Consider the following 24,169-nt stretch of genomic DNA (forward strand, 5'->3'; position numbering starts at 1 on the left):
GAATTTGCTTAAGCTAAATAACAGTAATATACTATCATAATAGCCAAATCTAGACATAATGTACACTTAAAATTCCCAGTAATATTAACCAAAATTCATAAAATGCCTATTTTTAAAGTATCCCGAAGGATTGCGATTTCTACGAAGCGCTTCGCGATCGCTATTTTTTCTTGTAGCCTGATTATTTTTTTCAGCCAAACAGCCGTAAACACTTTTACAGTACCCCTACGCAGTCAAAAGGGAATGGTGGTTTCCGCCCATCCGCTAGCCAGTGACGCAGGTATTAAAATGTTACGCCAAGGTGGTAACGCAGTTGATGCGGCTGTAGCCACAACTTTTGCGATTTCTGTAGTGGAACCATTTTCAGCCGGAATTGGTGGAGGTGGTTTTCTATTAATGCACTCTGGAAAAACTGGCGAAATCAAAGCTTTAGATTTTCGGGAACGCGCACCCCTAAAAGCGACAAAAGATATGTATTTGGATGCAGATGGTAAGGTGCGTCCCAATGCAAGTGTTACTGGCTATTTAGCTGTGGCGACACCAGGAACGGTAGCCGGAATGTATGAAGTACATCGCCTTTATGGTAAGTTACCTTGGGCAGAAGTGGTAAAACCTGCGATCGCACTGGCTCAAGATGGTTTTATACTCAGACGTGTATTATCTCCTCGTTATTTGACAGTCAACAATACACGTCTCCAGACCATGCTAAATAACCCCGGAATGCGGGAGATTTTTACTCGTAATGGGGAGTTTTATCAACCTGGGGAAAGGCTAGTACAGCGCGATTTGGCGCGGACTTTAACGGATATTGCCCGCAGTCCCCACAGTTTTTATACCGGAAATATTGCCTGGGCGATCGCATCGGATATGGCTAAAAATGGTGGTTTAATTACTCTAGAAGACCTCAAAGCCTACAAACCAATTTGGCGAACTCCCGTTTGTGGTAACTTTCGTCAAGCTAAAATCTGCTCAATGCCACCACCTTCATCCGGAGGTGTGCATTTATTGCAGATGTTAAACATGATTGGTGAGACTGATTTGCGAGCTTTAGGATGGCATCACCCTGATGCTGTACATTTAATGGCGGAAGCGATGAAAATTGCTTATGCTGATCGCTCAGAATTTTTAGGTGATCCCGATTTTATCAAAGTTCCTGTAGAACAACTAATCAGCCCAGACTACGCCAAAAAACGCCGTTTAGAAATTGATATGTCAACGGCTAAACCTGCAAGTCAAATCAAGCCAGTTGATTTACGTTCTTTCCCTACTCCCCACTCCCTACTCCCCACTCCCATTTTACCGAAAGAATCCACTGAAACCAGCCATTTAACTGTAGTCGATGAGGAACATAACGCCGTCAGTCTGACTTTCACCATTAATTTAGGCTTTGGTGCAGGTATAGCCACACCGGGAACGGGTATCGTTCTTAACAACGAGATGGACGATTTTGCCGCCGCGCCAGGAGTACCCAATGCTTTTGGTTTGGTGGGTAATGAAGCTAATGCGTTAGCGCAGCTCGCCAACGGCATCGCACCTCGCAAAACTCCCTTATCTAGCATGACTCCCACAATTATCACTGAGAATGGCCGTCTCAGAATGGCCGTGGGGACTCCTGGCGGTAGCACTATCATTACTCAGGTATTGCAAATTATCCTCAACGTGTTAGAATACCAAATGGATGTAGGTGCAGCAGTGTCTGTCCCACGCATACATCACCAGTGGCTACCCGATCAGCTACGTGTGGAACGTTGGGGTTTAGATACACTGACCCTGCAAGAGTTACGCCGTCGCGGACACAAAATTAACGAAAGTAACTCTTGGGGTAATGCTAACGCGATCGCAGTCACCGCAGAGGGAGATTTAGAAGCAGCCGCAGACCCTCGTGGACAAGGTTTTCCCCGTAGTTTCTAATTTCCTACTACAGCATGGCGTAAATATGGATACCCTTTCAAAAGGTTCAAAAGCCCAACGTAAAAGCTTTTTGACTTTTGACTTTTGACTTTTGACGAACGCCTTGCGGTACTACTCCCTAATTGATTCTGCATAGCTGCTGGTAAACTCATTTGCCCGTGCGCTAGGTACTAAAGTCCAGCCAGCTTTCATAAGTTTTTGATAAGTTGCCCAACCTTTAGAACCACCAGGAATTTGATAATCAGGCACTGCAAAGTGGGGAAAAGCAGTATAGGGTCGCCAAGGTTGATTGGGTGAGGCTTGCAGATGTAAAATTTTCTCTCCATCGCCGCCAGACTTAGATAACCAGCACATTTGACGTTGCATGGCAAACTCCTTTAATTTTCGCTTGATTGCATATTGGCAGAACTTTGTCAATACCTGCCTCAGTCTTGTGGGATAATTCGTAATAATTTTTTATCCACACATATTGGTGATTTTGTGTACTAACTAGAACGGCAAAATTATTTAACTGCTATGGGTGGTAATTAATGGCTTCCTGTAGGAGATAAGGATAAACCAACATTTCTTTCTTACCTGACGATAAGGTTAAGATTTTTATCATATTATCTGCGGTTTTTGCGATTGTATGTAGCAATAACTACGATTTAGGCAGATATTTCCACATTTAGGCTTTGTTTTGATAGCTACACGAGGGCGGATGGCTGACATTACCTGCGTTTGCAGCATTTTCACAGATTCAAAAAAAATTTGCTACGACTGTTAATTCCATATATATATCGTTACTGTGATTTAATTTTTCGCTAAAACCGTTAAATTATCAGATATTGGGAGATATTCATCAGGTAAGCATTATGGAAAAGCGCAGATTAGGTACATCAGATATCCACATTACACCCATTCTGATGGGGACTTGGCAAGCGGGTAAAGCCATGTGGACGGGAATAGAAGATGCGGACTCAATTAAAACTATCCGCGCCGCCTTTGAGGCTGGTATTACCACCATCGATACGGCGGAAGTCTATGGTCAAGGACATTCTGAGCAAATTATCGCCGCAGCTTTATCTGATGTGCGCGATCGCGTCGAGTACGCCTCAAAAGTTTTCGCCAATCATCTCAAGTATGATTTAGTCATAGAAGCTTGCGATCGCTCCTTAAAAAATCTCAAAACTGACTATATAGACCTTTACCAAATACATTGGCCTTCCGGGTCTTTCAATTCGGAAATAGTCCCCATTGCAGAGACTATGAAAGCTTTAAACAAACTCAAAGAACAGGGAAAAATCCGGTCAATAGGGGTATCTAATTTCTCTCGCGCCCAATTAGCAGAAGCCGCACAGCATGGACGTATTGACAGCTTACAACCACCTTATTCCTTATTTTGGCGGCAGGTAGAAAAAGATGCCATGCCCTATTGTATAGAAAATAATATTTCTATATTGGCTTATTCACCCCTAGCCCAAGGATTATTAACCGGGAAATTTACCCCAGGTCATAAATTTGACCCCACAGATAACCGTGCTAAAAATAAATTATTTCAAGGCGAAAACTTTGACCGCGCCCAACAAGCTTTAGAAAAACTGCATCCCATCGCAGCGCGTCATAATTGTAGCCTGGCACAGTTAGCATTAGCTTGGTTAATAGCCCAACCCCAAACAAATGCTATAGCCGGGGCGCGTTATCCCGAACAAGCCCAAGACAACGCCAAAGCTGCTGATATTAGACTTTCTCAAGACGAAATCGCAGAAATTGATACAATTGGGCGCATTGTAACCGACCATCACGATGAAAATCCTGTCATGTGGAATTGGTAATCAAAAAACTCCCCTCTCCTTAGTAAGGAGAGGGGTTGGGGGTGAGGTTCCCTTTCCTTAGTTCCTGTAAGCAACCTAATTTAGTATGATGTTTAATCTACAAGCATTTACCCCATAATAATTAACTATGACCCAGAACTACCGCATTACCCTACTCCCCGGCGATGGCATTGGCCCCGAAATTATGGCCGTAGCGGTAGACGTTCTGAAAGTTGTCGGTAAGCAATTTGACCTACAATTTGAATTTTCAGAAGCCCTGATTGGCGGTGCAGCAATTGACGCTACAGGCGAACCCCTACCAGCCGCTACCTTAGATACTTGTCGCCATAGTGACGCAATTTTACTTGCTGCTATTGGTGGTTATAAGTGGGACTCCCTACCATCTAACTCACGCCCAGAAGCAGGTTTATTAGGACTACGTGCGGGATTAGGCTTATTTGCTAATCTCCGCCCGGCGCAAATTTTGCCCCAGTTAATCGATGCTTCTACTTTAAAACGAGAAGTTGTAGAAGGCGTAGATATTATGGTGGTGCGGGAACTCACTGGTGGGATTTATTTTGGTCAACCCAAGGGGATTTTCACCACTGATACTGGGGAAAAACGCGGTGTAAATACAATGGTTTACACTGAGTCAGAAATTGACCGCATTGGGCGCGTCGCCTTTGAAGCAGCCCGCAAACGTGGCGGAAGACTTTGTTCTGTAGATAAAGCCAATGTATTAGAAGTATCGCAGTTGTGGCGCGATCGCATGACTCAACTTGCTTCTGAGTATCCCGATGTGGAATTATCTCACCTCTACGTTGATAACGCCGCCATGCAACTGGTACGCGCTCCTAAGCAGTTTGATACTATTGTCACAGGGAATTTATTTGGCGATATTCTCTCAGATGCAGCCGCCATGCTCACAGGTAGTATTGGAATGTTACCCTCTGCTAGTTTGGGTGCTTCTGGCCCTGGTCTGTTTGAACCAGTCCACGGTTCGGCCCCCGATATCGCCGGACAAGATAAAGCCAATCCTCTGGCTCAGGTTTTAAGTGCAGCGATGATGTTACGCTACGGTTTAGACCAACCCCAAGCCGCAGACAAAATGGAACAAGCTGTATTGCAAGTTTTAGCCCAAGGCGATCGCACGGGTGATATTATGTCCCCTGGCATGAATCTTCTAGGTTGCCGTGCTATGGGGGAATCATTAATTAAAGCTATGGAAAAATCATAATTTCCCGCTTAATCTGGCATTTTGGCAACATTTTCTGAATGTATCAGATAAACTAAAGACAAATCTAGCAATTTATATAACAGTCGATAGTGTACGCATTACGACAAGAACAAGCAAAATTTACTGCCCCCAAAAACCAGTCTCCTTTGATTGATCCAGCCTTAATCAGAGCAGCAGGGCAGATTTACTACATCCACTGTGAGGTACATCCTGAAATAGCTGGACAAGCTTCAGGAGTAGCAATTAATCACATTACTCATCGGGGTAAAGTGATTTTTACTCACCAACCAGTACTTTTACCTCAAGAATGTTTTGTACCATTAAGTCAAATTGAATCACATATGTATTAGTCATTAGTCATTGGTCATTGGTCATTTGTCATTGGTCATTGGTCATTGATTAACTTTTGCCATGAGACATATACTCTCTGAAAATGTCTTGATATTTCTGTGAAAAAACAGCAATGAAAGGCTAGAGTAGTGTATGCAAAATGACAAAGGACTATATGGACATTTTGATGGTCGTCCCCGCGAGTATCATTGTCTTCGCTCTGGGTGCATCTATTGGCAGCTTTATTAATGTTGTAGTTTATCGATTACCTGCTAGGTTATCTGTTCTGTGGCCGCCTTCTCGCTGTCCTCGTTGTTTAAACCAGCTCAGAGCTACAGATAATGTTCCGGTGTTGGGATGGGTATGGTTAAGAGGGCGATGCCGTTATTGTAAAACCAAGATATCTATCCGTTATCCTGTGGTAGAAGGGATAACGGGTATAATTTTTTTGATAGTATTTTGGGAATTTCAAGTTTCAATTATTACAGTAAGTTACTGGGCTTTTTGTAGTTGGCTCTTGGCTTTATCTCTCATTGACTTGGATACAATGACCTTACCTAATGTCCTGACTAAATCGGGTTTAGTGATAGGGATTTGCTTTCAAATGACTGTGGGTTTCTTTTCACAAGGGGGTTGGACGGGATTAGTCAATCACCTGATGATCAGCATAGTGGGAGCAGTATTAGGATTATGGCTGTTTGATGCGATCGCTATGGTAGGTTCTATAGCTTTGGGTAAAACTGCAATGGGCGCAGGTGACGCGAAACTAGCCGCAATGATGGGAGCTTGGTTAGGCTGGAAGTATTTGCTTCTGGCTAGTTTTATTGCCTGTTTCGTAGGTGTAATCATAGGTGGTGGCGCAATGTTGCTATCACAGCAGAGAGTTGGACAAAAAATACCTTTTGGCCCTTTTCTAGCTTTAGGAGCAGTAATCACCGTATTTGGTGGTGAAGCGATTCTGTCTACCTACCTGGGCTTATTTTTTTAAAAGAGCATGGGTTTAGTGGAAGTGATGAAACATTTTATCCCCCACGGACTACTCCCCAGAAGAAGCAGGGGCGCACCGGAGCACCGGAGCAAGGGGGAGTGAGAAATTACTTTAAAACTTCCGGTTACTTAACAACCGTTCCTCTTCTCCCCTGCCCCCTACCCCCTGCCCCCGTTCCTCTTCTCCCCACTCCCCCTGTTTGTAGCCGTCATTACCCCATACCCCTTTTACCTTTTGGTAATATCAGCTTGTAACTGGTATCACGCTCTTGATCAAAAATCACCATTGTTAAGTATAAGTTTGATTAAGTAGCACCTCTAATTTGAGTAGGTAAGCTAAGAATTAATTAACCACAGATAAACACAGATGAACACAGATAATTCTTTATGTATAGCAACCGCCAAGGTTGTTAGGACATGGCAAAAGCCTAAAACCCAGTCACAGCGAGTCTTTCACTTTTGACTTTTGACCCCTTCGGGGTTCGCCAGTTGCTCATGAGGGAAACCCCCTTGGCGTTAGCCTCTCCCTTTGGGAGAAGACCGCACTGGCTCACTTTTGACTTTTGACTTTTGCTATACCTAGAAGATTAGACAACGCTATGGATTCTTACTTCTCATAAACTAACAACGGTAATGATTTATTGGGGCGGTGGTTCGGTATTGGGTTGAGAAAAGGGCATCTCGTTTGGGGGTTGATGTTTAATTGACCTTGACTCTAGCAATCGCTTGACAAAATTCAGCCGGGCAAAAGGCTTGTGTTGGCATCAGCATTTTCGTTAAGCTGGCAACCACAGATAAAAAATTAGGTCGGAATTGCTTATAAGCGTAATTTGAGATGTAGTCAAGAGTCAAAAGCTAAAATGGGGTGTTATTTGCATTTGTATAAGAGCAAATCTGGAGACTTTGAAAGCGTAGGTCAAGAGTCACAACTAAGTTGCTCTAGACTTAGAACTTTTTCACCTAGACATCCCATAGTGGCTTGATATGTTTTCAACCTCATACCCACTTAAAAAAAAGATAAAAATGGCAAACAACGAAGAATCACGTGGTTTAAAGTCTCTGGTAGATTGGTTTGCAAATCGAAGGAAATCAGGATCTACCCACTTAGAACCCCAAGAACGAGAAATTGCTGATGGACTGTGGCATAAGTGTCCCAAATGTGGGGTATTAACCTATACAAAAGACCTGAAAGCTAACCAGATGGTCTGCGTTGAATGTGGACATCATAATCGGGTGGATAGCGATGAGCGTATCCGCCAGTTGATAGATATCAATACCTGGAAACCCATAGATGAGCATCTGCGCCCCACAGATCCCCTGCAATTTCGCGATCGCAAACCCTATAGCGATCGCCTGCGGGAAATGGAAGATAAACTGGGTTTAGTAGACGCAGTTAAAACCGGTTTGGGTCAAATCAACGGTTTACCCATAGCCCTGGGCGTGATGGACTTCCGCTTTATGGGCGGTAGTATGGGTTCAGTGGTTGGTGAAAAACTTACCCGCTTAATTGAACAAGCAACTCAACGACGCTATCCCGTAGTCATTATTTGTACCTCTGGTGGAGCGAGAATGCAAGAAGGAATGCTTTCCTTAATGCAGATGGCTAAAATCTCCGCAGCCTTAGAACGCCATCGTCAAGCCAAATTACTGTACATTCCCATCTTGACAAATCCCACCACAGGCGGCGTTACCGCTAGTTTTGCCATGTTGGGAGATATTATCATTGCAGAACCCAAAGCAACCATTGGTTTTGCAGGTCGGCGAGTGATTGAGCAAACCCTGCGCGAAAAACTACCAGAAGATTTCCAAACCGCAGAAGATTTGTTAAAGCATGGATTTGTAGATGATATCGTATCCCGCACGCAATTAAAGAACACCCTAACCCAGCTAATTGCATTGCACCAACCTCTACCAACTACACACCCTATGGTGCTGTGGGAAACCATGAGCTTAACTTCTACAGTCGCTGAATAGAAGGGAGTAGGGAGTGGGGAGTAGGGAGTGGGGAATAGGAATTTTAGATTTTAGATTGAAGTTTAATCTAAAATACTCACGGCGCTAACGCGAATCCAAAATCCAAAATTGATTTACCCAGTCCCTAACCCCCCCCCTAAAAGATATAAAGCATAGGGTTAATTTAAGGCGAAATTATCGGAAAAACAGCCAATCAAACCATCAAATATCTTAATTTATCGGCGTTCATCGGCGTACCCTTCAAGAAGCCAGCTACATCGGCGGTTAAATATTCTCAAATCAACCATCTGGATTTTCCCCTCAATTATTTTATTTAGGTGTATGATGATACTGGTTTTTGAATCAAATAACCTATGCCAGCGAATTCCTGGCTCGAAGACGATTATTACGACGAGCTTGACCAACTTAACTCCCTATTATCCGACCCATCGGCAGATGAGGAGGAGTCAGTGGTAGAGGTAGATCCCATGTCTCTGCCATCCCGGTTTCAAGGACGTAGACGCAAAGCTGCTCTGGTTTTAACTGTAGTTTGGAGCGGTACTATCGCTCTGCATTTAGCGTCTTGGGGTTCAATATTTATTCTCGGACTGACTACTCTCCTAGGATTTCACGCTTTAGTGGTGGTATTTGCTAGACCCAGGCGCTATAGCAAAGAAATGCAGGGAGATTTTCCCTCTGTATCTGTGTTAGTAGCAGCAAAAAACGAAGAAGCAGTTATCGGTAAATTAGTCAAGAATCTTTGTAGTCTAGAATATCCAGATGGGCAGTTTGAAGTCTGGATAATTGACGATAACAGCACCGATCAGACACCGCAGTTATTAGCGGAACTAGCCCAAGAATATGACCAACTCAAGGTTCTCAGGCGTTCTCCAGAAGCTAGTGGCGGCAAATCAGGAGCTTTGAATCAGGTATTGCCATTGACTAAGGGCGAAATTGTCGCAGTGTTTGATGCTGATGCTCAAGTAGTACCAGACTTACTGCTACAGGTAGCACCTTTATTCCAACGCGAAAAGGTGGGGGCGGTGCAGGTGCGAAAAGCCATAGCCAACGCCAAGGAAAATTTTTGGACTCAGGGTCAAATGGCTGAAATGGCTTTAGATACCTGGTTTCAGCAGCAACGTGTCTCCATCGCTGGGATTGGCGAACTGCGAGGTAATGGTCAATTTGTCCGGCGTACAGCCTTAGAAAGTTTTGGGGGATGGAATGAAGAAACCATCACCGATGATTTGGATATGACTTTGCGCCTACATCTTGACAAATGGGACATTGAGTGTACATTATACCCAGCTGTACAGGAAGAAGGTGTGACAAATGCGATCGCTCTTTGGCATCAGCGCAGTCGTTGGGCAGAAGGCGGCTATCAGCGCTATTTAGATTACTGGGATCTCATCCTCCAAAACCGCATGGGCGCGCGGAAAACCTGGGATATGCTGATATTTATGTTCACTATGTATATCCTCCCCACAGCCGCCGTTCCAGATATATTCATGGCGGTGGCTCGCCATCGTCTACCAATTTTAGGTCCGGTAACTACACTATCAGTCGGTATGTCTGTTATTGGGATGTTTGCCGGACTTAAGCGCATACGCCAAGATCAGGAATTCAATATTTCTACATCTTTTGTATTATTGTTACAAACCCTGCGTGGCTCTTTCTATATGTTGCACTGGTTGGTAGTCATGAGTGCTACCACTGCTCGGATGTCCGTCAGAGAAAAGCGCCTGAAATGGATTAAAACAGTGCATTCAGGTAGCGGTGACTAACCGACCTGCGGAAGTCAACAGTCAAAAGTCAAAAGTCAAAAATCTTAAAATTCCAAGTTCAGAATTTATTCTTAATTTGGGATTTTTTTTTGGGAGAAAAACTCGGTTAATTCAAAATTTTTCTAGTTTTATTGCCATTTTACGTACTATAGTAATCCGCTTTGATTTTTGATAGCTTGCGTGGCGTAGCCATACTTACTTGCGTAGGTGGGGAGTGGTCCGTAGGGAGTGGTCCGTGGGAAACAGCTTTTTGAGTTGTAAGCGCAAAGCGCAGGCTACGCCAACAGAAATCAAATAGGAGTCCTATATTACACAATAAAAGTCAATGATTAATCATCATCAATTTCTGGTTCATCCAAACCCTCAGATGTAGCCATAGATTCAGGCGAATCAATTCCATCGTCTGTAAAGCGGATAACCTGCCCATTGAAGAAATCCGCTAGACGCTTGGCTGCAATTGTCACTTCATCAGTTTCCCAATCAGCCAGAGGCTTTTGCATTGTTCTTGGAGGCAGGGTTTGCACTCTACTTGCACCCGTCGTTGATTCGGTTTTTGCTGGGGTTGGTGTTGGTGCTGGTGCTGGTGCTGGTGTCGCTGGAGTCGTCGGTGCTAAAGTTTGAATTTGCTGATTATAGTTATTTGCTGGTGGTTGCTGAACGGGAGTAGGATTTTGTGGTTGAGGATTTGTTCTTGTTGATTTAGAAGTAGAAGAAGTTCCTTTTTCCAGATAAACCTGGATTTCGCGCTGAAAAATCTGTTGGAAAGCATCTGTAATCACCGGCAGATCAGATTTAAGTGTGTCTAACCAAGCGCCTCTGACAGCAACACGAACCACGTTCCCGTTAAACTCTGTAATTTGACACATTTGACCCAGTAAAGCTTGCCGAGAAGGCATCTGAATATTCATACAGACTTGTTGCCAAACTTGAGTTAAGTCATACCCTGATTGTGTAGTAACTTCCTGTGGTGCTGGTTCACTATTTACAGGTGCTGGTGCTTGAGTCTGAGGTTCTGGTGTGGTTGGGGTTGGATAAACCGGATTGTGATTTGTCGGCTGAGGTGCAGATACTGGGTTAACCGTCTGATTGTGATTTGTTGGCTGAGGTGGTGCAGAAGCAACTGGGTAATAATTGGGAGCTACAGCAGGCGTATTTACTCGCTGAGGTATGCTTGCAGCTTGGGTTTGAATATTTGCACTCGGCAATAATCCTAGTAGTGTTACTTCCAACCATAAGCGGGGCTGGGTGGTATTTTTTATTTGCACTTCTGCTGTGCGTAGGTGTTGCTGTCCTTGCAAAATTGTACTCATATCGAGTTTTTGGGACAATTCAACCAACGCTGTCCAGGTTTGCTGAGTACAAGTAACTAAATCTTGACGATTAGATGCAGTTTGTGCTATTAGCAAATCTCTGTATAAAGCGGCGAGATTTTGCAGAATAATTAGCGGTTCCCGTCCACTATCGAGAATTTTCCGGCTACAATCTAAAACTCCTTCGGCTCGATTTTGTGCGATCGCATTCAATAAGGCAATTAAGTCTTGTTCACTCACCGAACCGACCAAATCCCAAACTTTGTCAGGTGTCACTTCACCCACAGTCAAAGCTAATTGATCCAGTAAACTTTCTGCATCTCGCAATCCTCCCTGAGCAATTTGACCGATTAAGGTGACAGCATCAGAAGTAATATTAATATTTTCTTTAGAGGCGATCGCACTTAAATGATTAACCATCGCCTCTAACTGAATACGTCTAAAATCAAATCTTTGGCAGCGTGAAATAATCGTTGGTAAGACTCGCTGCGGGTCTGTTGTCGCTAAAACAAAAACTACGTGCTTCGGTGGTTCTTCTAATGTCTTTAATAACGCATTGAATGCCGCCGTACTGAGCATATGGCATTCATCGACTACATAAACCTTGTAGCGACACTGTACAGGGGCAAACTGTGCCTTTTCAATTAACTCACGGATATTATCAACACCAGTGTTACTGGCAGCATCAATTTCTATCACATCGAGGGAATAGCCCTTGGTGATGCCTTGACAAACATCACACACTCCACAGGGTTCAGCAGTGGGCTGGTCACTGTTGAGACAATTTAAAGATTTAGCGAGAATGCGGGCGCTAGAAGTCTTTCCCGTGCCTCTGGGGCCTGTGAATAAATAGGCTGGGGCAATTTTAGCAGTGCGAATCGCGTTGGTGAGGGTAGTAGCGATCGCCTCTTGTCCCACCAGTTCAGCAAAACTCTTTGGGCGATACTTATGGTGGAGGGGTTCGTAAGACATGGATGGAAGACTTCAGTGCCTTTCTACTTTGGTTAGCAGCACCCAGTCGAGTTGGGGATGCAACTATTTTAAACTTTTGTACATGGGTTATGTATGTGTCATCAAAAAAAATGGGTCTGAAACCCCATCCTTTCATGACGGCTTGACAATTGTTTTACTATCGCCTTGGGGTTGAGATACTCGGTGTGCTTTTGTATTGCACTCTCGGCAGGACAATTACTGCTTCAAGTTTTCCAACCCTGTACGCATAGTAAGTTGCTCTAAAAGAGCCTCCCTTTCGGGGTAATGTTAGCCTCGCCAAAGTTTTAAGAGCTTGTTAGGCTAGAAGCACTGTCTCAGTGACCTTAAGACTGTTTAACCACTAGCGATAGAGCGGAAGACTGGCTACGTATCCTCCGGTATCGTGACTCAAAAAACATAGCACTTGAAGTGCTGAGGCTGGTCAGAACGGCTTGCTAGATTTCTCTTTCAAGCCTCATGCCTTTAGACTGAGGTTTCTGACACCCTAGAACAAACACAAGACTTCCAGTCTACACATTTTAGTCAACAATACTCAATGGTGCAGAACAATGCTCAGGCGGCTAATTCAATGGTTCAAACGTCTTTTTCGCAGCTTATTTGGAGGACAACCCACCTCTTCCAATATCCGGGATCATGTGCCAGACAAACCAGCACCCCCCCTAACCAACACTGATTTAGAATTTCTCTTCAACGAACTGCTAGAAGGGGTGCATCAGGCCAGAGGCAAAGATTGGGCGCAAAAGTGGCTAGATAATATTGAACATCGCGTTTCTACTCAACGCTGGGTAGAATGGTTACGGCGCTTTGGCGAAAGATTGCTAGCATCACCTACACCTAACAATGAATTAGCTGCTCGCTTCGTGCAACTGGGTAATCTGGGCCTTGGTCAAGTTGGAGATGTTGCTTATGAAATTGGAATGCAGGTGCTGACACGTAATCAAGGCGAACCAATATGGGAATATGACGGACCTGATGCAGTCAATACAACTTTACCTTCTCCAGACAATGACCCAGTAGAAGAAAAAGTCAGTCAGGAAGAAAATTCGCCCACCGAGGGAGCAACCCAAACTGTTACCCTAGATCAGCTGTTGATTATGTTGCAGCAGGATCAGAATTTACGCCAGCAAATTGCCCAGCAACTGTCAATTGAGACAGATGATCCACAACTGATTGTCCAGGAACTAATCAATCAATATAATGCTCCCAGTCAATCAAATACAGATCAGACTTAAGCGGGTATTGGGAAACGAGGGAGATCAGGGCGTGGGAAGACACAAATTTTAGATTTTAGATTTTAGATTTTAGATTTTGGAGAACTGTCATCTAAAATACTGGCGGCGCTTCGCAAATCCCCAATCCCCAATCCCCAATCCCCAATCCTGAAATAAAAAAGTTTTGTATATATTTTATAGCCAGATCCAAAAAAACCTGTTTAATTGCACTGGGTTTTACGTAATTACTGATTTTTGTTGACACAACGATCGCTACAATTTAGGAGAGACAAAATCCAAGAGTATGCCAGATGCTCACGCAGCTATTGCAGTCGCTTAACAAATTTTTTAACAACCCCGTTGATCATCAGCAGAGTCGTTCTATTAAAGCTGCGAGGGGCTTGGAGGTGACACAACCCCTACCTGAGCTAACTAATGCGGATCTGGAGGTGTTATTTACCCAGTTATTGGAAGGCGTACAGCAAGGACGAGGACAACAATGGGCTATCCAGTATCTCCAACGGATGGATGATCGCATCAGTGTTGATCGCTGGATAGATTGGCTGCTGATATTTGCCGAAAAATTGCTTTTATCACCAGCGCCCAATTATCAGTTAGCAGAACAAATGATGCAATTAGGCGAACTGGGAATTGGTAAGGTTGGTGAACTGTCTTACGATATTGGTATCCGCTTGTTGACAGGAGAATTGGGCGAGCCTGAGACAGAAAGTGACACCACAACCTCAAAAATGTTAGATCACACTCTAGACTCTCCAACACAGGAGTTGATACCTAATTTCAGCGAATCTTTATGGGAGTCGGAAAACCCAGAGTTTGAAACTACAGCAGCAATACCCGCAATTGATTATCCTTCAGGAATATTGACTGAGAATACAGAATATGCAGTTGAAGCCGAGGAAAATATAGCACCATCCCTCGTCACAGCGCCTGAGCAAGATGTGATGGACAATTTCAGGGAAATGTTGGGGGAGTCGGAAGCACAAAAAACTGAGATTCCCAAATCAGAACCTGAAACAGCAATAGGAGCTTCTTTGGGGAGGTGGGATGAAAGTGCTAATTTAGTCCCACAGCTAGGGGCTAATCTTTCAACTTTGAACCCGCTCCCAGTTATTACTGCTGATCAACCTGATGTTCAAGCGCAAGATTGGTTTTATCAAGGTCTTCAGCAAGCCAAAACAGGTGATTTGCTCGGAGCGATCGCTTCTTATAATCAAGCTATAGAAATCAATCCTGATTCTTCGGAATATTGGTTTAATCACGGTTTAACTTTATTTCATTTAAAATATTTTGCCGATGCGATCGCCTCTTATGACCAAGCCATTGCACTCAAACCCCATCACTACAAATCTTGGTATAATCGGGGTGCAACTTTAGGTGAGTTAGGACAATTTGAAGAAGCGATCGCCTGTTTTGATCAAGCCATCGCCATTGGTCCCCAGAATCCAGAAGCTTTCTCTAGCAAGGGTTTAGCCCTGTTTAAATTAGGACAAATTCCCGAAGCAATTGCCAATTATGACCAAGCCCTAAATTTAGAACCACAAGACCCAGGAAACTGGTATTATAGAGGGTTAGCCTTGGCTGTTGAGCAATATGCAGAAGCGATCGCCTCTTACGACAAAGCCATTGAAATTCAACCAGATTTTCATGAAGTTTGGATTGACCGGGGTGTAGTATTATTTAATTTAGGAAATTGGTCCCAAGCGATCGCCTCCTGGGATCAAGCACTTGCCACCCAACCAGATTTATACTTAGCTTGGTATAACCGGGGTATAGCCTTAGAAAACTTAGGACAAAGAGAACAAGCGATCGCCTCCTACCACAACGCCATAGCCATCAAGCCCGATTTTCACTTAGCTTGGTACAACCAAGCCGTAGCGCTGTTTTATTTAGAAAGATTTGCCGATGCGATCGTTTCCTACGACAAAGCCTTAGAAATTAAACTTGACTATTGGGAAGCGTGGATTAGTCGAGGAACTGCTGCTAGCCATTTAGTTACCCCCACAACATTAAATTCTTTAACCAGCATCACCACACAAAATCCTGCCTTGCAGCAGAGCGGCTATGAGGGTAAACTAGCAAGTCTAGAAGAAGGCTTGAAACATATTCACCCAGATACCCACCCAGAAGGTTGGGGTAGATTGCATCTAGCCAAAGGCAATACATACTACGATCTAGGAAAAAAATCTCCCACACCCCGTAATTATTGGTGTCAAGCCATAGCTGAATACAATCAAGCCCTATTAACTCTCACAACAGCAGATTTTACCGAGTTGCATTTAGAAGTTTTGCAATCTCTGATTAAAACACATTTGGGAATAGGTCAAACAGCACAAGCAGAAGAATTACAGCAACGAGCCGCAGATTTACTAGCACAACTACTGACTGAATCAACTCGTTCTGATGACAGTAAAAAACAGCTAGCGCTCAAATTTGCCGGAATTGGTCAATTAGAAGTTGATTTAGCCGTAGAATACGGCGACTTAGTAGAAGCCTGGGAAATGGCAGAACAGGGCAAAAATTCCTGTTTAACTTGGCTACTATCCGATTGGCAGGAACAGATTTACTCACACTACTACAGTTCGGTTCAACAACTCCTCAATCCCCACACAGCCATAATTTATTGGCATATTAGCCCAGTAGCCTTACATACCTTCATCATTAAAGACCAAGCCCCATCACCCATTTTACTATTTACACCCATACAAGATGTCGGCACAATAGACTTAGAAGAAAACCCCCAACCTGCTGATGAACTTCCTCTACCCGAAGCTGTCAGACGCTTAATTGAATTTGAGAATTGGCTGGAAAATTGGCATCAAGAATACCAAGAATATCTTAGTGAACCCCAAGACCAACACAGCAAAAGCAATCATATTTGGCGAGTGGATATGGCAGAAAAGCTGTTACAACTGCAAAATATTCTCCAAATTTCCACAATTGCACAAGAACTCGAAGACATCACCCAACTAACATTAATTCCCCACCGCGACTTACATAGATTACCTCTCCATACTCTTTTTAATATTTCTTCGCCGTCCCACAAAGAACTACCAAATAATTTTACTATTAGCTATTTGCCCAGTGTCCAAAAAGGTTTGTCTGTAAAAACTGAAAATATCTGGCAATTGCAACATCAAATGTTGCTGAGTATCGAGTACCCCAACAGCACAAATGATTCCCCAGGAAAATTGGCACAATTAGAATCTGAAATTATTAGCCAGATGTTCCATAATCCTCAACGCATCCAGGGAGCTAATGCTACCAAAAATCAAGTAGCAAATTCCTTGTTTGCTCCTAAAAATATTTTGCATTTTGCCGGGCGTGTGAGCAATAATTTTATTGCACCAAAAAAATCAGCATTGCTATTAGTAGATGAAGAGCAAATAACCTTAGAAGAAATCTGCCAAACAAATCTCAATAGTTACAAATTAATTACTCTTGCGGCTGGTGAAACAGCGAGAACGAAAAACCCGAATATTACTACCGAATATGTGGATTTAGCCAGTGGTTTTCTCTGTGAAGGAATACCTCATGTGGTAAGTACACTATGGAGTGTAGAATCATCTACCAGTGCTTTAGTGATGATTGAGTTCTATAGAAGACTACAGCTAAATAAATCACCAGTTACTGCTTTAGCTGAAGCCACATTATGGCTCAAAGAACTAACTGCTCTTGACCTGACAAAATGGTATGAAGACTTACTAAATCATCTCGATACTGATGAATTAACAATTAAAGCTTATTTAGCAACCTATTTATATAGAAGTAGTAAGATGGTTCCCGATAAAAAACTTTACAATCATCCTTACTACTGGGCAGCATACACAATTAAAGGTATAATTTCTGAATAATATCCCAAACTAAACTTGGTGTTGTCTCACCCATCAAACATTCCAGGCGCAGAGAAAAAGATGAAAAAAATGCAATTTTGGCATTTCATCTTCAGATTCAGCCACGCCCAAATTTTGGATATCCTGAAAAGCGGTGAACTATTTCCCAAGAGATATTAAGCACTTTGAGTCAAACTATGATTACGAACTTGGCGCTTTTGCCAAAGGATAGCTGCAAAATTAGTCAGCAAACAGGTGATTGCTAGGGACAATAATATATACGTTGGCAACATTACCACGCCAATCATAAACCAAGTAATTACATGGTATACCATCACTACGGCGAAAATACTGGCAAATCCCACAGATTTCCACACTTGATGTATGGGGCGACGCAATACGGTGAGGATAATTGTCAGCGATGAAGCAATTATGTTTGCTGGGACAAGAAATGCACAAATGCTGGTGCAATTGTTACGGGAGAATTCAGCTAAGGCGTTGAAATCAAGCATCAATTTAGTGGGATTAATGTCAACATCTGAAAAATAAGAAAAAACATATTTTTAGACATTTGAATTTACCTTAACATATACCTAAAGTAATTACTCCATTCATGTAACATAATTTAAACACTTTAAAAAATTTCTAATAATGTTTATCATAATCATCAATCTTCCCACAGAGTGAAAAAAAAATTCATATTTTCCCTCAGCCACACCAAAATTTAAATTATTATCAAACAGCTTTAAATTTTATTAAAAAAAGTTAACTATGCATAACGTGGTTAAAATCGCTTTATGATCATCCTAAGAGAATCCTGTATAAAAGAAATGTGCGATTCCTTCGGACTGCTCCGCGAACGCAGGTACGCCATCCTCGGAACTGGTGCATTAGGCGGGTTTTATGGCGCTAAATTGCAAAAAGCTGGTTTAGATGTCCACTTTTTGCTCAAAAGTGATTACGAACACGTGAGCAAATCTGGTTTATTTGTCGAGTCTAAAGACGGTGATTTTACCCTTCCCCAAGTTAACGCCTATAACGATGTCAACCAGATGCCACAATGTGATGTAGTCATAGTGGCACTGAAGACAACACAAAACCATTTACTACCAAAATTATTACCACCCGTGGTTAAAGATACTGGCGTAGTATTAGTATTGCAGAATGGATTAAATATAGAAGAAGACATAGCCCAAATTGTCAGCAATGTTCAAATTATCGGTGGTTTATGTTTTTTGTGTTCCAATAAAGTGGGAGCAGGGCATATTCATCACTTAGATTATGGAAAAATTACCTTGGGGGAATATACCCCGGAATATCAACCTCATCCGATTACAGACAAGATACAGCAGATTGCTAATGACTTTCAAAATGCTGGTATCCCCATCGAATTAGCCGCAGATTTATTGCTGGCGCGGTGGCAAAAACTGGTGTGGAATATACCCTACAATGGGCTATCTGTAATCCTCAATGCGACAACAGACGAATTAATGGCTGATGCTGACACCCGGAAATTAGTTGAACAATTGATGAACGAAGTAGCAGCTGGCGCGAAAACTTCCGGACGTATAATTCCTGACAAATTCATTCAAACCATGCTGAATTACACACTCAAAATGAAACCATACCGTACCAGCATGAAAATTGACTATGATGAACACCGCCCCTTAGAAGTAGAAGCAATTTTCGGAAACCCCTTAAAAAAAGTCCAAGCAGCAGGTGTAAACTTACCACAAATTAGCTGTATGTATCATCAACTCAAATTTCTGAATCAAAGAAATACCCTTCCTTAATTACTCTCTCTCTCTGCGCCTCTGCGCCTCTGCGTGAAACCACCATGTCCAATACACTAACCTCAGCAATTAAACCAAAAACCGAAGATAGTTTTGCCATCACCTTTGCACCATTATCCCTAGAAGAAATCTACACCAAAGCCAACGACGCAGCTAACGGTGCGGTAGTCGTAATGAGTGGAATGGTTCGCAATCAAACAAATGGACAACCTGTAATTGCCTTAGAATATCAAGCTTATGAACCAATGGCGTTAAGAGTTTTCTATCAAATTGCGGCTGATATTCGTTCCACTTGGTCTGATGTGAAGCGGGTAGTAATTTATCATCGCGTCGGGCGTTTGCAAGTAGGAGAAATCAGCGTCTTAGTAGCCGTTGGGTGTCCGCATCGTAGTGAAGCCTTTGAAGCTTGTCGTTATGCTATTGATACTCTTAAACATAATGCCCCTATTTGGAAAAAAGAACATTGGGCTGATGGTTCTAGCACCTGGGTGAGTATTGCTGCTTGTGAGCATTAGCCATATTTATTAGGTGAATTCAATCTTAGCTAACTACGTGAAAACTAATCCTGTTTTCAATTACTGTTTCTCCTATTTCGGAGAATCTCAATATGAAAATTCAATCCCTACAACTAAAATATTTTAAGAAATTCCGGTCTTCTCCAGTATTTGATTTCACAGATCAAGAAACTGGGTTGGCGCGAGATATTATTGTTCTCATCGGCATGAATGGTGCTGGAAAAACAAGTCTTTTACAAGCGATCGCGTCAACTCTCGGCACAGCAACTGGACGCTTAAAAGCACCTTCCGATTTAGAATGGGCAGGATTTAACTATGAACTGCTTGGAAGTAACTGGAGAGGATTTGAGCCAGAGGTAACTGTAAATGTGCAGTTCTCATCTGGTGAACTCCAAGCTGTGCGAGATTTTCAACAGAAATTACAAGATATGGGTCGTGATTTGCAGCCGCCTGGTGACAAGCATATTGTTACCCTAAAATGGCGAAATGGACGTGTTCAAGCAGATAGTGCGGCTGAATTATTTCAATTTAAAGGACGAGAATACGCTAAACAATTACTTCGTGCTGAAGGATTTTCAGTATTTGAACGAGTGGGTACAATTCTTTGGTACACAGAACAGAGAACTTCAACTAGCCTAACTACAGAAGATCCAGATCGCAAAGTAGAAATTACAGAAGACCTTTTGCGCGATCGCCTTTCTAAATGGCGACAATTCCATCAAGATGTAGAAACGGAGAAAATTCGGATTCTACGCCCAGGACAAAAGGATTTATACGCCGAAATTGAACGCGCTTACAAAGCAGTTTTTCCAGAACGAAGTTTTGAAGGCCCAGTTCCGCGAGAGAATGTGGACGATATCTTGAGTGAACTCTGGTTTTATTTATATGACGGTAGAAACCAGTATGAAATTTCTGAAATGTCCGGGGGTGAACGTGCTATTTTCCCGATGTTAATGGACTTTGCTAGTTGGAATATTCATAACTCTGTCATTCTTATTGATGAGATTGAGTTGCACCTACATCCACCAATGCAACAGGCATTGCTGAGAGCTTTACCCAAGTTAGGCACAAATAATCAGTTTATTATTACAACCCACTCTGATTATATAGAGCAATTAGTACCTGAAGCATATATTATCAGACTAGAGGTGTAATTGTGAGTGTTGTTAGTGGCAAAATTATTTTCTGTGAGGGCAAGCAAACTAGCTTAGATTTTAGACTACTTAACAGAGTTGTCGAAAACGTTTTAACCAATAAGCCCACAATTGTTCCTGCTGGCAGTAAATTTACCTTTTCGGTTTTTCTTCAAGGTTATTTTTCTAGAGAGGGAGCGACAAATCAACAATATATTATTTTTCGCGACCGCGATTTTGATGCTAAACCTACTGATAATATTGCATTAATACCACTCAATTCCATGATGCTTACCCATCGTGCTTGTGTCGAAAATTATCTATTAAACGCCGATTTAATTCATAACTATTGGCACACAAAATATATAGAAAAACAAGATAATCCTAATTCTAAATGGGGACATGGAGATTCACCAGGTTTGGAAGCAATTTCAGGTTGGATGGAAGAAGCTGCAATCAGCTTGCAAGATTATCAAGCAGTAAGATGGGCATTAGCTGATTTATTACAATCAAGTACATCTCGACATCAACTCAAAACAACATGGACAGGTGGAAGTGGTAAACTCCCTTCCTCACTCGCTCTTCAATACTGTCAAAGTCAAGCTGTGGCATTAATTAACCGATTTCAAGAGGCTGTTGAAACTGTCACTCCAGATAGATTTGAACAAAGCCTTGCTATATATCAGCAGCAGTTTTCTCAAGAGGAATTTTGGACACAGAAGCAGTATTTGATCTGGTTTCATGGTAAGGATATTCAAAAAGCAATGCAGCGACAAAAATCTCAATATATTGCTCTAGACAAATTTTTTGATTGGGCGTTGAATCAACTTGATGTTAATCAGTATCCCGATTTGATTGAGTTACAAAACAGAATTAGTTCTCTTCAATAGTCATTTTTTATTTCAAAGGGAAAACAAAGTATTATTTGATACAAATAATTATTTTTAGCATTATAAGTTGCCTAGACTTGCTTTACAAAAGTATTTAATTTAAATTAAAAATTATTAAAATTATTCAACTTAATCTGACTCAAACTTTCGTTGCATTACTTAAAGTTAATTGCAGTGATATATTGCAGTTTGTAAATATTTTTGGGGGATAGGGAGAATATTCCTTTAGACTGAATCTCAACGGGAAAGTATTGGATCAACGCAAATGCATTCAATGAATTTAATGTGCCACGAATTTGTAGTTGCTGTATCCTTTGTTGCTTGTATTGCTGGTCTGCTATTACTTTGCGATCGCAAACAGCCAAAAGGTAATCTAGAAGAAACAGAGAAAATTCTCTTTAGAATGAGCTTCTCTTACTGGCTGGTTTACTGTTTGGCTTTTGGTCTAGAAAAGTTGATTTTACCGGACTGGGAAACTGTACTCATGTCTGTGAAAATGACGATAGCTTTGTCATATTTCTTAACTTTTTCTTGCGTCCTTAGTTTGCCATTACACAAATTTTCAGTCCGCCAAGTGGAAGAATAGCCAATAGTCAACAAGTGATGCACGATGGACAATAGACTATTAGGCTGATTTTATCTTCATGGCGATCGCAATAGTATCTTTAAATTTATCCTGATCTAAAGTGGTCAGGATAAAAACCTCTTGTACAGTCTTACCCTGACGCGCTATGACTTTATAACCACCTCGAATCGGTACAGATACACGCAGTTGCATTTTTGGACAATGGCCTTTAGCCCGCCCTAAAACACCTGGGGTGACAGTTTGAATCCCATCCTGCTGACAGAGACGTTCTAAAATTGGGATGAGACCAGAAAGATGAGTTGAGTGATTCCAGACTAATCTGCCATCTTTGCCAGAAGCGTCTTTTGCGGGTTTGCCCATGATAATTAAGCCGCTTCTAAAGGAGCCATTGTTAAACCAGCTCGACGCAGCTGTTGATGATACAGTTCCGCCATTTCTTGGGGGCCAACCCAGACAATAGCTTGCCCTTCATAATGTATCTGATTAGTCAAATCCCAAGCTCTATCACCAGTCATCCCCGGAATATACTTCATCAAACACTCAGACACGTGTTGAAAAGTATTAAAGTCATCGTTTAAAACAATCACTTTGTAATTCGGATAAGTCTTGCGGACAACTTCAGTAGTCTTTCCAGGAGTGACAGTTGGTGCTGTACCCGCTCCATATACAGCTGCTGAAAGTCTTGTAACCATAAAACAGTAAGCCAACAGAATTTTACAAAACTACACTACAAATAACTAGTCTAGTCTAAGTAGGTAAACAAAAAAAATTAAAGGTGTGTAAAGATAAGTAAATACGGAAAAACATATATTAGGGTGATGTAAATATGGGGTCAAGGTTAAGGATATTCCTGACAAAAAAACAAGATAGAGAGTTGTTTGACCTGAGAACAGCGAAAGTACCGCAGAAAGTAAAAGATAGAGCTGAAGTAATCAGATTAAATGCAGATGGTTGGTATGTGGAAAAAATAGCGGCTCACTTTGATTGGGGAGAGCAAACAGTAAGAGTCGTGTTGAATAAGTGGGAAAAAGAAGGAATAGAAGGACTCCATGAGTTACCAGGTCGAGGGAGAAAGCCAAAATTGGTGGAAGCTGACATTGAATATTTAGAAAAATGCTTGAAAGAAGAAGCACAAACTTATAACAGTAAGCAATTAGCAGAAAAACTGGATAAAGAGCGTGGGATAAAAGTAAGTACCAACACAATCAGACGGGGACTAAAAAAAAAGGGGTGATTTGGAAGCGGATAAGAATAAGTCATCAAGCAAAACAAGATCCAGTGACTCGTGCAAATAAACAAGCAGATATGGATATGTTAGAACTGGCTGCGGCTAGTGGAGAAATAGACCTAAAATATTTGGATGAATCAGGATTTTCAGCTTGGAGTGATTCAGGTTATACATACTATCAAAAAGGAGAACAAAAAAAGCTCGAACAAACAAAAAGACGTGGACGCAGAATCAGTATTATTGGGCTATTTCAGCCATTAATTAGCTTTATTTATGGTCTAGTAATTGGAGGAGTTAAGCGCAGTTCTTACATCAAAATGATGGAACAAGAGGCGCAAGAAGCATCTGAAAGTAAACGAATGAGAGTCATAGTTCAAGATAATGGACCAATACATTGTTGTAAAGAAGTTCAGGCATTATGGACAAAGTGGGAACAAATGGGTTTATATATGTTTTTCCTTCCTAAATATTGCTCGGAAATGAATCCAATTGAATTAGAATGGCAACATCTTAAACGAGATGAAATTGCTGGAAAAATGTTTGAGGATGAATTAGAACTAGCGTATGCAGTTATGGATGGTGTTGAAACCAGAGGTAAAAAAGGAAAACACCGGACAGAACGTACTAAATTTAACAAAGCCAATTAGGTTAACTTTTCTTTACA

The 24,169-nt window shown here is 42.0% G+C and carries 20 protein-coding genes; 15 read left to right on the forward strand and 5 right to left on the reverse strand.

Going from position 1 to position 24,169, the window contains the following annotated elements; translation table 11 throughout:
- The first annotated feature begins 102 nt into the window (after positions 1-102).
- Positions 103-1,911 carry a gamma-glutamyltransferase gene (gene ggt / locus NSP_RS19040; protein WP_006198777.1) on the forward strand — a complete coding sequence of 603 codons (1,809 nt, stop codon included), beginning with the start codon at positions 103-105 and terminating at the stop codon, positions 1,909-1,911.
- Between the two features lie 111 nt (positions 1,912-2,022).
- On the opposite strand, the gene NSP_RS19045 is transcribed toward ggt, so the two are convergent.
- A complete protein-coding gene (locus NSP_RS19045) occupies positions 2,023-2,277 on the reverse strand; it encodes a hypothetical protein (protein WP_006198776.1) in 255 nt (84 codons plus the stop codon).
- Between the two features lie 488 nt (positions 2,278-2,765).
- Here NSP_RS19045 and NSP_RS19050 point away from each other — a divergent pair, with 488 nt between their 5' ends.
- The 6 genes from NSP_RS19050 to NSP_RS19075 all read left to right on the forward strand — a co-directional run bounded on the left by NSP_RS19050 (position 2,766) and on the right by NSP_RS19075 (position 9,995).
- Positions 2,766-3,725, forward strand: a complete 960-nt coding sequence (locus tag NSP_RS19050; RefSeq protein ID WP_006198775.1) for an aldo/keto reductase — start codon at positions 2,766-2,768, stop codon at positions 3,723-3,725.
- A gap of 127 nt (positions 3,726-3,852) precedes the next feature.
- On the forward strand, positions 3,853-4,941 hold the full coding sequence (leuB, locus tag NSP_RS19055) for a 3-isopropylmalate dehydrogenase (protein ID WP_006198774.1): 1,089 nt from the start codon (positions 3,853-3,855) through the stop codon (positions 4,939-4,941).
- A gap of 89 nt (positions 4,942-5,030) precedes the next feature.
- The gene (locus tag NSP_RS19060; RefSeq protein WP_006198773.1) at positions 5,031-5,291 is read left to right on the forward strand and encodes a hypothetical protein; all 261 of its coding nucleotides are present in this window, start codon (positions 5,031-5,033) and stop codon (positions 5,289-5,291) included.
- A gap of 155 nt (positions 5,292-5,446) precedes the next feature.
- A complete protein-coding gene (locus tag NSP_RS19065; RefSeq protein WP_006198772.1) occupies positions 5,447-6,259 on the forward strand; it encodes a prepilin peptidase in 813 nt (270 codons plus the stop codon).
- Positions 6,260-7,281: 1,022 nt separating this feature from the next.
- Positions 7,282-8,232 (forward strand): acetyl-CoA carboxylase, carboxyltransferase subunit beta, encoded by a 951-nt coding sequence (gene accD / locus NSP_RS19070; protein WP_006198771.1) that lies wholly within the window; start codon positions 7,282-7,284, stop codon positions 8,230-8,232.
- 353 nt (positions 8,233-8,585) lie between these two features.
- Entirely contained in the window at positions 8,586-9,995 is a 1,410-nt protein-coding gene (locus tag NSP_RS19075; RefSeq protein WP_006198770.1) for a glycosyltransferase family 2 protein, read from the forward strand.
- 329 nt (positions 9,996-10,324) lie between these two features.
- Here the strand turns inward: NSP_RS19075 and NSP_RS19085 are convergent, their stop codons facing one another.
- Entirely contained in the window at positions 10,325-12,277 is a 1,953-nt protein-coding gene (locus NSP_RS19085) for a DNA polymerase III subunit gamma/tau (RefSeq protein WP_006198767.1), read from the reverse strand.
- A gap of 569 nt (positions 12,278-12,846) precedes the next feature.
- Here NSP_RS19085 and NSP_RS19090 point away from each other — a divergent pair.
- Positions 12,847-13,530 carry a hypothetical protein gene (locus NSP_RS19090; protein WP_006198765.1) on the forward strand — a complete coding sequence of 228 codons (684 nt, stop codon included), beginning with the start codon at positions 12,847-12,849 and terminating at the stop codon, positions 13,528-13,530.
- A 290-nt stretch (positions 13,531-13,820) separates the two neighbouring features.
- Positions 13,821-17,381, forward strand: a complete 3,561-nt coding sequence (locus tag NSP_RS19095) for a CHAT domain-containing protein (protein ID WP_017804344.1) — start codon at positions 13,821-13,823, stop codon at positions 17,379-17,381.
- Positions 17,382-17,536: 155 nt separating this feature from the next.
- Here the strand turns inward: NSP_RS19095 and NSP_RS19100 are convergent, their stop codons facing one another.
- A complete protein-coding gene (locus NSP_RS19100; protein ID WP_006196054.1) occupies positions 17,537-17,872 on the reverse strand; it encodes a hypothetical protein in 336 nt (111 codons plus the stop codon).
- 318 nt (positions 17,873-18,190) lie between these two features.
- On the opposite strand from NSP_RS19100, the gene NSP_RS19105 reads away from it, so the two are divergent.
- The 5 genes from NSP_RS19105 (at position 18,191) to NSP_RS19125 (ending at position 22,277) form a co-directional block, all read left to right on the forward strand.
- Positions 18,191-19,153 (forward strand): putative 2-dehydropantoate 2-reductase, encoded by a 963-nt coding sequence (locus NSP_RS19105; protein WP_006196053.1) that lies wholly within the window; start codon positions 18,191-18,193, stop codon positions 19,151-19,153.
- A gap of 44 nt (positions 19,154-19,197) precedes the next feature.
- Entirely contained in the window at positions 19,198-19,668 is a 471-nt protein-coding gene (locus NSP_RS19110; protein ID WP_006196052.1) for a molybdenum cofactor biosynthesis protein MoaE, read from the forward strand.
- 92 nt (positions 19,669-19,760) lie between these two features.
- Positions 19,761-20,822, forward strand: a complete 1,062-nt coding sequence (locus tag NSP_RS19115) for an AAA family ATPase (protein WP_006196051.1) — start codon at positions 19,761-19,763, stop codon at positions 20,820-20,822.
- 2 nt (positions 20,823-20,824) lie between these two features.
- Positions 20,825-21,691 (forward strand): hypothetical protein, encoded by an 867-nt coding sequence (locus NSP_RS19120; protein WP_006196050.1) that lies wholly within the window; start codon positions 20,825-20,827, stop codon positions 21,689-21,691.
- A gap of 265 nt (positions 21,692-21,956) precedes the next feature.
- Complete coding sequence (locus NSP_RS19125) at positions 21,957-22,277, forward strand: hypothetical protein (RefSeq protein ID WP_173403307.1); 321 nt, start codon at positions 21,957-21,959, stop codon at positions 22,275-22,277.
- 39 nt (positions 22,278-22,316) lie between these two features.
- Here the strand turns inward: NSP_RS19125 and NSP_RS19130 are convergent, their stop codons facing one another.
- Positions 22,317-22,637 (reverse strand): DUF2103 domain-containing protein, encoded by a 321-nt coding sequence (locus NSP_RS19130; protein ID WP_006196048.1) that lies wholly within the window; start codon positions 22,635-22,637, stop codon positions 22,317-22,319.
- Between the two features lie 5 nt (positions 22,638-22,642).
- Positions 22,643-22,969: an ATP-dependent Clp protease adapter ClpS gene (clpS, locus tag NSP_RS19135; protein WP_006196047.1), complete on the reverse strand. Its 327-nt coding sequence runs from the start codon at positions 22,967-22,969 to the stop codon at positions 22,643-22,645.
- A 134-nt stretch (positions 22,970-23,103) separates the two neighbouring features.
- On the opposite strand from clpS, the gene NSP_RS24885 reads away from it, so the two are divergent.
- Positions 23,104-24,152 (forward strand): IS630 family transposase gene (locus NSP_RS24885; RefSeq protein WP_231859466.1). Its coding sequence is split into 2 segments (ribosomal slippage): positions 23,104-23,496 and positions 23,499-24,152, totalling 1,047 coding nucleotides; the frame shifts between segments, so codons are not numbered across the junction.
- The last annotated feature ends 17 nt before the right edge of the window (positions 24,153-24,169 follow it).

It is taken from the genome of Nodularia spumigena CCY9414 (genome assembly GCF_000340565.2).
In the GTDB taxonomy this organism is placed as follows: Bacteria; Cyanobacteriota; Cyanobacteriia; order Cyanobacteriales; family Nostocaceae; genus Nodularia; species Nodularia spumigena.